This is a genomic window from Micromonospora sp. NPDC048842 (assembly GCF_040649935.1).
Classification (GTDB): Bacteria; Actinomycetota; Actinomycetes; order Mycobacteriales; family Micromonosporaceae; genus Micromonospora; species Micromonospora hortensis.
Genome location: NZ_JBEZGK010000001.1, coordinates 80,277 through 92,550, shown reverse-complemented (window position 1 = coordinate 92,550; position 12,274 = coordinate 80,277). Strand labels below are relative to the sequence as shown.

General features: G+C 70.5%; 11 protein-coding genes. 7 read left to right on the top strand and 4 right to left on the bottom strand.

Annotated features, from left to right (window positions below; translation table 11 throughout):
* Positions 1-103: 103 nt before the first annotated feature.
* A complete protein-coding gene (locus AB0C19_RS00385; protein WP_357177276.1) occupies positions 104-817 on the top strand; it encodes an alpha/beta hydrolase in 714 nt (237 codons plus the stop codon).
* 63 nt (positions 818-880) lie between these two features.
* Here AB0C19_RS00385 and AB0C19_RS00380 read toward each other — a convergent pair whose 3' ends face one another.
* Positions 881-2,644, bottom strand: coding sequence for an Ig-like domain repeat protein (locus AB0C19_RS00380; protein ID WP_357177275.1), 1,764 nt, complete (start codon positions 2,642-2,644; stop codon positions 881-883).
* 346 nt (positions 2,645-2,990) lie between these two features.
* Between AB0C19_RS00380 and AB0C19_RS00375 the strand changes: the two genes are divergently transcribed.
* Positions 2,991-3,383 (top strand): nuclear transport factor 2 family protein, encoded by a 393-nt coding sequence (locus AB0C19_RS00375; RefSeq protein ID WP_357177273.1) that lies wholly within the window; start codon positions 2,991-2,993, stop codon positions 3,381-3,383.
* Between the two features lie 120 nt (positions 3,384-3,503).
* Here the strand turns inward: AB0C19_RS00375 and AB0C19_RS00370 are convergent, their stop codons facing one another.
* Positions 3,504-5,072, bottom strand: coding sequence for an alpha/beta hydrolase (locus tag AB0C19_RS00370; protein ID WP_357177272.1), 1,569 nt, complete (start codon positions 5,070-5,072; stop codon positions 3,504-3,506).
* Positions 5,073-5,141: 69 nt separating this feature from the next.
* Positions 5,142-7,961 carry a BTAD domain-containing putative transcriptional regulator gene (locus tag AB0C19_RS00365; RefSeq protein ID WP_357177271.1) on the bottom strand — a complete coding sequence of 940 codons (2,820 nt, stop codon included), beginning with the start codon at positions 7,959-7,961 and terminating at the stop codon, positions 5,142-5,144.
* 197 nt (positions 7,962-8,158) lie between these two features.
* On the opposite strand from AB0C19_RS00365, the gene wrbA reads away from it, so the two are divergent.
* On the top strand, positions 8,159-8,758 hold the full coding sequence (wrbA, locus tag AB0C19_RS00360; RefSeq protein WP_196923813.1) for an NAD(P)H:quinone oxidoreductase: 600 nt from the start codon (positions 8,159-8,161) through the stop codon (positions 8,756-8,758).
* Positions 8,759-8,852: 94 nt separating this feature from the next.
* On the opposite strand, the gene AB0C19_RS00355 is transcribed toward wrbA, so the two are convergent.
* Positions 8,853-9,455, bottom strand: a complete 603-nt coding sequence (locus AB0C19_RS00355; RefSeq protein ID WP_357177269.1) for a class I SAM-dependent methyltransferase — start codon at positions 9,453-9,455, stop codon at positions 8,853-8,855.
* Between the two features lie 53 nt (positions 9,456-9,508).
* Here AB0C19_RS00355 and AB0C19_RS00350 point away from each other — a divergent pair, with 53 nt between their 5' ends.
* The 4 genes from AB0C19_RS00350 (at position 9,509) to AB0C19_RS00335 (ending at position 12,209) form a co-directional block, all read left to right on the top strand.
* Positions 9,509-10,291: a hypothetical protein gene (locus tag AB0C19_RS00350; RefSeq protein ID WP_357177267.1), complete on the top strand. Its 783-nt coding sequence runs from the start codon at positions 9,509-9,511 to the stop codon at positions 10,289-10,291.
* A gap of 76 nt (positions 10,292-10,367) precedes the next feature.
* Positions 10,368-11,204 carry an alpha/beta hydrolase gene (locus AB0C19_RS00345; RefSeq protein ID WP_357177264.1) on the top strand — a complete coding sequence of 279 codons (837 nt, stop codon included), beginning with the start codon at positions 10,368-10,370 and terminating at the stop codon, positions 11,202-11,204.
* The gene (locus tag AB0C19_RS00340; protein WP_357177262.1) at positions 11,197-11,787 is read left to right on the top strand and encodes a WHG domain-containing protein; all 591 of its coding nucleotides are present in this window, start codon (positions 11,197-11,199) and stop codon (positions 11,785-11,787) included. Before AB0C19_RS00345 ends, AB0C19_RS00340 begins: the two co-directional genes overlap by 8 nt.
* Before the next feature lie 170 nt (positions 11,788-11,957).
* Entirely contained in the window at positions 11,958-12,209 is a 252-nt protein-coding gene (locus tag AB0C19_RS00335) for a hypothetical protein (RefSeq protein ID WP_357177260.1), read from the top strand.
* The last annotated feature ends 65 nt before the right edge of the window (positions 12,210-12,274 follow it).

The following is a 12,274-nucleotide window of genomic DNA, read 5'->3' as shown; positions in this document are numbered from 1 at the left end:
CTCCTGCTCGTCGGGCCGGACGTTTCACACTCTCGTAACGGGTATCCAGGCGTACCAGTGCGACCGGCGGTGAACAGCTTCACGGAATGAGGGGGCACCTGTCATGCCTGATCCACAGCCCACCATCGTGCTCGTGCACGGCGCGTTCGCCGAGTCGGCGAGCTGGAACGGTGTCCTTGAGCGGCTGGGCGCCGCGTACGACTCGGTGGCCGTCGCGAACCCGCTGCGGAGCGTCGCGGGCGACGCCGCGTACGTGCAGGACGTCGTCCGCGGGATCGGCGGTCCGGTCGTCCTCGTCGGCCACTCGTACGGCGGCATGGTGATCACGCAGGCCGCAGCCGGCGACACCTCGGTGCGGGCCCTCGTGTACGTCAACGCCTTCGCCCCGGACACCGGAGAGTCGGCGATGACGCTGTCCGCGAAGTTCCCCGGCAGCACGCTCGCCGACACCCTGGTGCAGTACCCGGTGTCGACCGGCGGGAACGAGGTGGCGATCGGCCAGGACCAGTACCACGCGCAGTTCTGCGCGGACTCGTCGGACGACGTGGCCGCGCTGATGGCCCGGACCCAGCGGCCGATCACCGAGCAGGGCCTGGCCGACAAGCTCACCGGCGACCCCGCCTGGCGGTCGCTGCCCAGTTGGTTCGTGTTCGGGGACGCCGACAAGAACATCCCTGCCGAGGTGCACCGTTTCATGGCCGAGCGGGCCAACCCCCGGGGGCAGCGCGAGGTCGTCGGCGGCTCGCACGCGATGACTGTGGCCCGTCCCGGCGAGGTCGCCGAGACCATCATCGAGGCGGTTCGGGGCGTGAGCTGACAGTCCGGACGGACAGCTGGCGGTGGGCCGACGAAAGGTCGCCGGCCCACCCCTGCCTGTTGGCTAGCGGACCCGCAGCCGCTGGTGGACCGCTGCGCTGGGGGCGTGGACCCTGTCACCCGAGTACGCGACGTGCACCGGGTACACCCCGGCGGGCACCCCGTTGGTCGGCAGTTCGACGATGGCCGCGCCGTCCCGGAGCGGCACCACCCGGGTGGTGCCGCCGAAGGTGACGGCGACCTCGCCGGTCACCTTCGGAGCCTTGCGGTGCGGAGACTGAGCCCGTACGTCGACGGTCAGCGTGAACGTGCCACCGCTGACGACCGAGGCCGGCGTGGCCTTCGCCTTCACCGCGACCCGGGCCGGGCCCGCAGGCGTCAGGGTGACCCGGGACGAGCGTGACGTGGCCGGATCGACCACCGACGTCGCCACGACGGTGAGCGACGACGCGGTCTCCGCGGCGGCGACCGAGAGCAGACCCTCCGCGGAGATGCTGGTGCCGGTGGAGGTCGCTCCCTGGACCGACCACGTCACCGCCGGGCTCACACCCTCGTTGGTCGTCACCTGGGCGGTGAACTGCCTGGTCCAGTTCCAGCCCTTCGTCAGGTTGACCGTCGCGGGCGTCACCGACACGGAGTCGACCCCCGACCACAGGTGGTCCCGGGCGAAGATCGTGAACAGTTGGCCCGCCGTCATTCCGTCGTGCGCGCCGGGGACCTGGGTCGTCGCGGCGGCGTATCCCCGGGCCCGGAAGTTGTCCGCGATGGCGTTCTGGACGTTGAGGTTGCCTTCGAAGATGCCATTGCCGAGGAAGACGGAGAGGTCGTCGTCCCCGACCGCGCTCGCGATGGTGTCGTAGTCCTGGGTGGTGAGCGATGGATTGCCGGAGAAGTGTCCGTAGAACCCGAAGGTGGTCGGGAAGTTCTTGATGACGACACCGCCGGTCATCCCACCGTACGAGAACCCGGCGTAGGCGCGCCCGGAGCGCTCGGTCGAGACGTTGTAGCTGCCCTCGATGAGAGGAAGGATCGTCCGGACCAGGTTGTTGGCCGCGTTGGTCTGGTTGTAGGACCCGAAGCCGAGGCTGGTGCCCGTGAAGTGGTTGCCCATGGTCACGACCACTGTCGGCTCGATCTCACCCCTGGCCGTCATGTTGTCCAGGATGTTCGGGACGTTCGCGGGGACCATGAAGTCGGTCTCGTCGCCGAAGATGCCGTGGGCGAGATACGCGACCTTGTATGGCTGCGCCCGGTTGGCGTCGTAGGTGGCCGGCAGGTAGACGCCGAGGTGGTGGCCGCTGTCGCCCAGGATCGTGGTGTACGGGACGTACCTGACGGTTCCTCGCTTCGCGCGGTCGGCCACCGGCAACTCGTAGTCCGCACGCGCCTTCAGCACCGGGTCGTTCTGCTTCCTGGCGTACGGCACGTGCACGACATCGAGCACGTCGTTGTTCCGGACCCGGAACGAGGACTCGCCCGGAGGTCGAGGGTTCGTCGAGGCGGGGTCCCAGATGCGCTTGTTCTCCCAGCCCTGGGTCGGGTCCCAGACCCGGTACCAGTAACTGAGACCTCCGGCGTGCAGCGGGACCGAGACCGACCAGTTCCCCTTCGGGTCCCTGGTCATGTCCCGGAGAAACTCTGTGCCGCCCGCGTGGTAGCGCCCCGGTTGCCACTCTTCCGGCTGGTAGCGCGTGGTGCCGGTGTTGACGTCGAGCAGGGTCAGGTCTCCGGCGAGGCGGACCTGGGTGGCGTGGGGATTGCGGTAGACGAAGGTGACTGTTTGTCCGGTCGGTGAGGTGCGGTCCGCCTTGACCGTCGCACCGGGCACTGGTGCGGGCCTGCCGGCGGCGGCAGCCGGCGTGGGGACGGCGGCCCCCGCTCCGAGTGCCGTGAGCGCGAGAATCGAGATCGCAAGCCGGAGCCTGCGTCTTCCGGTCGTTTCCCTCATGCGCGAAGACTCCTTTGTGGTGGTCGCTCGTCGCGGTCTGGTCCGGTGCGGGGAGTTGAGGGCTTCGATGGTCGCTAAATCGAATTAGCATCGGGAGTCTCGCTGGCTACACCTTTCGATGTCAAGGGTGTCCGGAGCCGAGGCCGGCCAGCGCCTCGATGGGTGCACCACCTGCGGCCTGCGGGTTCTCCCAGCTGACCGGCGCTCGGATGGCAAGGTGAGGGCCATGGACAGGAAGCACGTCGAGGATTGGCTAGCCACCTACGAGCGACTCTGGCGGACCCCGGGCACTGACGCGCTGGTCACGCTCTTCACCGAGGACGCGAGCTACCAGCAGGGGCCGTACTGGACGCCCGTCGTCGGCCTGCCGGCCATCGCCCGGATGTGGGAGAAGCAGCGCAAGGGCCCCGACGAGGTGTTCCAGCTGACCACCGAGATCGTCGCGGTCGAGGGCGACACCGCCGTGTCGCGCCAGGAGGTCCGCTACGGCGACCCGGTCGAGCAGGAGTACCGCGACCTGTGGGTCATGCGGTTCGCCGACGACGGACGGTGCCGCTCGTTCGAGGAGTGGCCGTTCTGGCCGGGACAGCAGCCCGCCGACCCGCCCGACGGCTCCTGACCCGCAATGGTTGCGGCGGCGACGCCCCAGCCACCGGGGTAGGAGACCTGACCGACGCGCCGTCGGACCGATCGCACTACCTACAGTGAGCTGGGGCGTCACCGTGACGACGTCGACCCGTCAGACCGGGGCCGCCGGGCAGCTCGCGCCGACCGGCGGTGTGGTTCTGGTGATGAGGTACCGCTCCACCTGACGACGGGTGCACTCGGTCCGTGGGTAGCTGGCGTGGCCCGACCCCTCGTAGGTGACGAGGTGGCCCCGACTGCCGAGCTGGCGCACCACCCGCTGGGCCCCGTCGTACGGGGTGGCCGGGTCGTACCGCCCGTTGAGCACCAGCAGCGGCGCGCTCGTCCGGACCCGCAGCCGATGTTGTGGGTTGTTCGCCGTCCAGCCCAGGCAGATCGCGGCGAAGCGGACGGCCAACGGGGAGGCCCGCAGGTGCGGTGCCGTGGCGCGGGACAGGCTGAGATACCGGTTCCAGTCGGCGAACCCGTCGACCGGCAGCGACCAGTCCTGGCAAAACGCCGGAAGCGCGTACTCGGTCAGGTCCTTGTCGCCGTCGACCGGCACCATCGGGGACGCGAGTGCGGCGGGCTCGCCCCGCTCCAGCGCGAGCAGCATGTTCGCGAGGTCGGCCCAGGTCGCGTCGAAGAAGTTGACGACTGTCGCGAACCCAAGCTCGAACCAGGTCAGCGGGGTGCCGGTGGCCGCGTCGACAAGCGTGCCGGCATCGGCACGGCGCATCAGACGGTCGTAGAGCGCCGGCACGTCACGTCCGTGCAGGGCACAACCAGAGGTCCGCTCGCACCAGGTCACGAATTCGTGGAACAGCGCCTCGTTACTGGCCGCACCGCTGCGGAAGTATTCCCGGACCCCCTGGCTGTGGTCCATCACGCTGTCCATGGCCAGGGCGCGGACACGGTCGGGAAACAGTTCGGCGTAGGACTGCCCGATCAGTGTGCCGTAGGACCACTGATAGAAGCTCAGCTGCCGCTCACCGAGTGCGGCCCGGATGGCGTCCGTGTCACGCGCGACGCTCACACTGTCCAGGTGGTCGAACAGTGGGCCACTCTGAGCGCGGCAGTCGTCGCGCAGCTGGCGGTTGTAGGTGCGGAGCCGCTCGAACTCCGCCGTGTTGGCGGGTGTCAGGGAGGGGTGCCGGGCCAGCAGCGCCGATGAGCAGCGCACCGGCGCGCTTCGGACAGTGCCCCGGGGGTCGAAGCCGATGATGTCGAAGCGGCGCAGCACGTCCGGCCCGAGCTGGCTGTCGGCCGTCAGTGCCACGTCCACCCCGGACAGGCCCGGACCGCCGGGGTTGAAGACCAGAGCACCGATGCGGGCGGCCGGGTCGGTGGCGGTGCGCCGGGCCAGCGCCAGTGGGAAGGTTTCCCCTCCCGGCCGGGCCCAGTCGACAGGCAGGCGCAGGGTGCCGCACCGCGTGCCCGGATCGTCGGGCCGTTCCGGGCACGCCTGCCAGTCGATCCGACCGTTCCAACCGCCGGTGGTGTCCACGGTGGCCGGCCCGGTGCCATCGGCGTCGGATGGCGTGGTGCCCGCCAGCGACGGTGGGGCGTTGAGCGAGAGGGCGACGAGGACCGCGACGACGGCCGAGAGGCTGCCAAGGACCCGCCGTCGTCGACGGTCAACCCCGCGGGGATGCCGGAAGGTGATTCTCTTCGTGGTCAACATTCGTCCAGCCTGCCGACGCCCGGTCCACGTCGGATCCATGCCGGTCCGGGGACGGCCGGCGCGGGGATTTCATCGGTACGCGGCCAGTCGTTCGGACAGCACCGCGGCCTGTGGATGACCGACGCGGTCGAGGATCGCCAACGCCTGCCGCCACAGGTCGACCGAGGTGTCGTGGTCGCCCACCGTCTGATGAATGTCGCCGAGGCGGACGAGCGTGTCCGCCCTTCCGCACGGGTCCTGGACATCGGAATAGAGCGTGAGCGCGCGCCGGTAGCAGTCCGCCGCGGTCTGGTGTTTCCCGAGGCCGTGATGGGCGAACCCGAGACTGTCCCAGGTGTTTGCCGCACCGAGCCGGTCCTCGGCCTCCTCATAGAGCGCGAGCGCCTGCTGGCAATAGGTGATGGCGCGAGCGTGCTCGTCCAGCCGCGCGTGGCTCCAGCCGATGGCGTTGAGCGCCGCCGCCTCGCCGAGCCGGTCGTCGGTGCTGCTGGCCAGCGCCAGCGCCCGCCTGGCGTGCGGCAGTGCCGCCCCGGCATCGCCCTCGATGTCGGACAGCCAGGCGAGGTGCAGGTGGGCGCTGGCCTGCCCCGGGCGGTCGCCGGCCTGGTCGTACCGGGCCATCGCGTGCCGGAGGTGATGGTGGGCCGCACCGAACCGGCGGTGCTGGATGTGGGCCAGCGCGAGGTCCCGGTGGGCCACCGCCTCGGCCCGTGGGTCACCGCGGCGCTGCGCCACAGAGACCGCGATGGCCTGCACGGTGGCCAGGTCGTGCCACTGCGAGAGCCGGCCGAGCAGGGGAGTGAGGGCCTGGGCGAGCTGCCCGGCGTGGGCGTCGAAGCTGTGCGCTACCGCGTCGTCGACGGCGGCCAGCAGCACCCGCGCTTCGATGGTGAACCAGGCCAGCGCGGCCCGGTGGTCGGCGAACGCCGACGGTGACGCGTCGGCGGGCAGGGGCGGCGGAGCGAGCGGCTGCCAGCCGGGATCGACAAGCCTCGCCGCGTCCCGGGCGACACACAGGTAGTGGTCCAGCACGCGCCTGCGGACGGCGCTACGGTCGGCCGGACGATCGAGTGTTCGCGTCAGCTCCTCCCCGTAGGCGCGGAGCAGATCGTGACAGCGGAAGCGGTTGGGGGACGGTTCGGCCAGCAGGTTCGCCCGGGTCAACTCGTCGAGCGCCGGCCGAATCAGGTGCGGTGGGGCCCCGGCGAGGCTGGCCGCCGCCGCCGCGCTGACGTCCGGGGCGGGGTGCAGGCTGATCTGCCGGAACAGTCGGGCCGCGTCCACGCTGAGCAATCGGTACGACCAGGAGAGCACGGTGCGCACGTCGGTGGCGGCATCGTCGGTGGCCAGGGCGGCGAGCCCGCCCCGGCTCGCCGCCAGATCGTCGGCGATGGCCTGGAGCGGAAACGTGGGCCGGGCGGAGGCTCGCGCGGCCACGATGGACAGGGCCAGGGGCAACCGCGCGGTACGTCTGATCAGCTCGTCCACCGCTGCCGGCTGGGCGGCGGCCCGCTGCGAACCCAGTCGGCGGACGAGCAGTTGGCGCGCCTCGTCGTCGCTGGGCAGGTCCAGCGCGAGAGGGTGGGCACCATCGGTGGCGACCAGACCGGGCAGGGTGTGGCGACTCGTCACGAGCACACCGCAGCCTGTCGACCCCGGAAGAAGCGGCCGCACCTGTTCCGCGTCGCGGGCGTTGTCGAGCAGCACGAGCAGCCGCCGGTCTGCGGTCAGGCTGCGGTACAGGGCGAACTGGGCCGCCGGCTCCGCCGGGATCTCCAGGGGTTTCACACCCAGGGCGGGCAGAAGCGAGCGTACGACGACGGCGGAGGGTGACGCCTCGTGCGTCGCGGTGCCGAATCCGCACAGGTCGACGTGGAGCTGCCCGTCGGGGAAGTGATGCAGGTTGTCGTGCGCCCAGCGCAGCGCCAGCCAGCTCTTCCCGACGCCGCCCGTACCGGTGATGACGACGGTGTTGCAGTCACCGAGCAGTAGCGTGGTGAGCCGGGCCAGCTCCGCGACCCGACCGGTGAACGACGTCGGTGGGCCCGGCAGCTGCCGGGGGACGATTCGCTGCGGGATTCTTTCCGGTGGCTGCGGATCGGGTGTCAACAGCTCCCGCTCCGCCCGCAGGATGCGGCCGTGCAGGTGTTGGAGATCGGGACCGGGCTCGACTCCCACCTCCTCGGCGAGGAGCTGGCGGAGCTGCCGGTACGTCGCCAGCGCGTCGGCACGCCGGCCGGTCCGCGCCAGGGCCACCATCAGTTGCCCCCAGGGGCGCTCGCGCAGCGGATCGTCGTCGACCTGGCTCCGCAGCGGTTCGATCAGCTCGTGATGCCGCCCGGCGCGCAACTGGAGGTCCGCGACCTCCTCCGCCAGGCTCGACCGCTGCTCCTGGAGCCGCGCTCGGACGGAGAGCACCACCCCCCAGCCGGGAAGGCCCGCGAACGGCTCCCCACGCCAGAGCGCCAACGCGGCCTCGAACGACTCCTGGGCGGCTGACCAGTGACAGTGCCGCAGCGCGGAATACCCGCGCTGGGCCAGGTCGTCGAAGGCCACGCTGTCCACTGTCAGCCCGTCCAGGGCGAGGCGGTAGCCGGTAGGCCCGGCGAGGATGGCGGGGTCGGGGAAGCCCGGGGCGCGCAGCGCCCGGCGCAACGCCCAGACATAGGTCTTCACGTTGCCGGCTGCCGTCTTCGGTGGGCGTCCCTGCCACAGCTCGTCGACGAGTTGGTCGATGGACCACCCGGCGCCCGGCTGCGACATCAGTACGGCCAGGAGGCGCACCCGCATCGGCGTGCCGAGGGCCAGCCGTTCCCCGCAGGCCGACCGCACCTCGACCGGCCCGAGCAGTTGGTACCGCGCCGCCGGTGGCGCCCCCGCGGGGTCCATCGCCTCATCGTAGGGGCCCGAATCATTCCGTCTCATCGGCTGGGCGGCCGCGGTCCGCCCCGTCTGTCGAGTGGTGTGCTCCGTCACGCAGGTGGGCATGGTCAGGACGTTGGGGTGCCGCAGGGGCGGCTGCTACAGTCGAGATTGTTGCGGCCGCAAATTTATCAGCGGCAACTACTTTGGGAAGGATGCCTCCGATGACCAAGCTCTCCGTCATCTACTACTCGTCCACCGGAACCCTCCACGCCATGGCCAAGCGTCTCGCCGAGGCCGGCGAGAAGGCGGGCGCCGAGGTGCGGCTGCGTCAGGTTCCGGAGCTCGCCCCGGCCGAGGCGATCGCCTCCAACGCCGCCTGGAGCCAGCACTTCGACGCCACGAAGAACGAGCCGAAGGCGACCGCCGACGACGTCGTCTGGGCGGACGCGGTGCTGTTCGGCACGCCCACCCGTTACGGCAACGTGGCCAGCCAGCTCAAGCAGTTCATCGACACCCTCGGCCCGCAGTGGGCGCAGGGACTGCTCGCCGACAAGGTGTACGCCGGCTTCACCGCATCCATGACCGCGCACGGCGGTCAGGAGTCGACCCTGCTGGCGCTCTACAACACCGTTCACCACTTCGGTGGTCTGGTCGTCGCCCCGGGCTACACCGACCCGCTGAAGTTCGCCGACGGCAACCCGTACGGCGTCTCGCACGTCACCGGCGGGAGCAACGACGCCCCGCTGGGCGACGCCCAGTTCGCTGCCCTCGACCACATGGCCGAGCGGGTCGTCAAGATCGCCGGCAAGCTCAGCGCCTGATCGCGCTGGCGCCGCAACGGACGCCCGCGTCGCCGCGGGTGCTCAGTTGGGCGAGGGCCGGTCTCCCACGACGGGAGGCCGGCCCTCGGCGTCCTCAGACCGCGATCGCCGCGATGGCGGCAAGCGGCCGATGCTCGTCGGTGCCGGGCCGCCGGAGGCGTTCGACCTCCCGGAAACCGGCCCGGCCGAGTCGTTCGGAGATCTCGTCGACCGGCCAGCGGTAGGCGGTCAGGACCTTGTGATCGAAGGCGCCGACCTCGTCGGCGTCGAAGACGCCCAGGACCAGTCGCCCGGCCGGGACCAGCACGCGCCGGAACTCCTTGAGCATGTCGTCGACCTCCGGCGGCGGAAGATGAATCAACGAGTACCAGGCCAGGATGCCGTCGATGGAGTCCTCGGCGGCGTCCAGGCGTTCCATCGAACCGATGTGAAACTCGACGCCCGGGTGGGACGCGCGCGCATGCGCGATGAACTCGGGGACCAGGTCGATTCCCGTTGCGTCGACGCCCAGCTCACGAAGGTAGGCGGTGAGGTGGCCGGGCCCGCACCCCAGATCGAGCACCCGGCCGGGTCGGCTGCCCAGATGTCGTCTGATCAGGGCGAGGTCGTCGGTGTCCACCTGCTGGCCCGTGCCGAACAGCTCGATGTAGAGCTCCGCGACGGACCCGTAAGCCTGCCGTACAGTGTCCGTTTCCATCGCGGCACTATATGGGGCACCAGACCTTGCTGAGGCGGCCTACCGTGATGGCCATGACGCGTCGAGCCACACTGGCCGGCATTTCTGCGGGCCTGCTCCTGCTGGGTTGCTCGGTTGGCGCGCCGACCGAGAACGAAGCCAAAACTGCATCCGCCCCGATGTCGGCCGCCAGTGCTGACGCCACCACGACGGCTGAGGCGATCGGTCTGCTGCGTGGGGGCACGGCGTTCGTCAATCAGACGAGTTATCGCAGCGACGTCGACATCGCCAGCCAGATCACGACGCTGTCGCACACCGACAACGTCCACAAGCGTCTGAACGCCAAGATTTCGGCGCCGGGTGGGGTCATCGAGATCCGGATGATCGACGACGAGGTCTACATGAAGACCGGTCTACCCATGCCCGGTGTCGGCGACGGGTGGATGGCCCTCGACCCGGCCCGGATGCCGTCGGACTTCGGCCTGAGCTTCGCGCCGGGCAGGAACGACTCCGGCGGCTCGGGCCGCCTGATCGACGCCATCGTCACCGCACGAGCTGACGGCCCGCAGATCTCGGGGACACTCGACGCGACCCGGATTGGCGCCGGTAACGGGATCAGCTTCCGCCCCGGTCCCGGTGCCGTCTTCCCGGACAGCGCGCGCAGCCACGCGTTCCGGGCATCGCTGGACACCGAGGGTCGGCTGGTCAGCTTCCTGATGCCGGAGGCCAGCGGGCTGCCGAACGCGTCGCTGCGCTACAGCGACTTCGGTACGACAGTCACTGTCGCTCGGCCGGCCGGAGTGGTCGCCGCCCCCGACGCCCTCTATCCCCAGCTCGGCATGGGCGGAGGGAAGTAGCGGGGACCGGCGTTTGCCTTCTCAGGCTAACGCGGTTAGCCTTTAGCTAATCACGTTAGCTTCAGTGGAGGACGTCATGACCGAATACCTGGATATTGCCGGCAACACCATCGCCTACGAGGTCACCGGGCAGGGCCCACTGGTCGTCCTGGCGCACGGCATGGGCGACACCCGGCACTCCTACCGCTTCGTCGCCCCGGCCCTGGCCGCGGCCGGATACCGGGTCGCCAACGTCGACATCCGTGGCTGCGGCGACTCCAGCCTCGGCTGGGACGGCTACAGCCGCACCGACATCGCTGGTGATCTCGTCGCCGTCGTGCGCCACCTCGGCGGGCCGGCCGTGATCATGGGCCAGTCGATCAGCGGGGGTGCCGCGACCATCGCGGCCGCCACCGCGCCCGAGCTGATCGTCGGCGCCATCGAGCTGGCGCCGTTCACCCGCGCGCAGTCCTTCGACCTTGGCGGGTTGGTGCGGGTGAAGCGCTTCCGGGCCGGCTTCACCCAACTGGCGCAGGTCCTCCTGCGCGGAAGCCTGGCGAACTGGCGCAAGTACCTCGACCTGGCCTACCCCACCAAGCCCGCCGACTGGCACAGCGAGCTGACGCGCATCGAAGCCACGATGAGTGAGCCCGGCCGGATGAAGGTCCTCCAGGCCATGGCCAAGAGCAGCCCGGACGACGCCGGTCGGCAACTGCCCAACGTCACCTGCCCGGTCCTGGTGATCCATGGCAGCGCCGACCCGGACTGGGCCGACCCGCGGGCCGAGGGCGAGCGCATCCTCGCCGACCTGCCGCGAGGGCTCGGCGAGCTGGCTGTCATCGAGGGGGCGGGCCACTACCCGCACGCCCAGACGCCCGACGAGGTCCTCGCCCTGGCCCTGCCCTTCCTCGCCCGGACGCTGACCAATGCCTAAGGCCCGGCTCACCCCGGCATCGGTCACCGAGGCCGCGGCCGCGTTGGTCGACGAGGTCGGCTTCGACAACCTCAGCATGGGTCTGCTCGCCGAACGGCTCGGGGTCAAGACCCCCTCGCTCTACAAGCACGTCACCAGCCAGGCCGAGCTGGCGCACCGGATCGCCGTCCTGGCCATGACCGAGGCCGGCGATGCCATCCGCGACGGCATTCAGGGCCGGTCCGGCAGCGATGCCCTCGCCGCTGGCGCGCAGGCGATGCGGGCGTACGTGCGGGAACACCCGGGCCGATACGCAGCCGCCAACGCCACCCGCCCGACCGGCCCCGACGACCCGTTCATCCCGGCCAGCGAACGGGTGCTCGCCTCCTGGGCGGCCATGCTGAGCGGGTACGGCCTGGATCCCGGCCAGGAGATCCACGCCATGCGGACGCTGCGCAGCGTCCTGCACGGTTTCGCCACCCTGGAGGCGGCCGGTGGCTTCCAGATCGACGCGTCCGTCGACGAGAGCTTCACCTGGTTGATCAACTTCATCGATCAGGGCCTTCGCGCCGGCGCCGCCAGCGGCAGCGACGCCGCCCGCTGATCGCCTGGACCGGTACCGGTCGCCTGCGGTGCCTACCCCTGGCAGGGAGTGGCTGGGGTCGGCAGGGCTCGCAATACTTCGAGCCATGAACGCGAGAGGACAGCTCGGCGACTTCCTCCAGGCCCGGCGCTCCCAGCTGCGGCCGGAGGACACCGGCGTGCCGACGTACGGTGAGCGGCGCCGGGTTCGACAGCGACTTCGCCTTCGTCGGTGACCACCAGGTCATCGCGACGCTGAACGGACCGAACACTGTGGTGGGCGTCGACGCGGCCGGCCGTTCCCGAACGTTGATGACCGCCGCCGACAGGTTGCAGAACCCGACCTCGGTGGCTGTGCGTGGCCGCACCGTCTACGTGCTCAGTGCCGCGTACAGCACCGGCATCGACCCCAACCTCGCGCTGGCCACCCTGCCGCTCCGCTGACCCGCCACTCCTTGGACGACCCCGTCAATCAGTGGGGTCCGCTCCCTCGGTACTGAGCGCTCGGG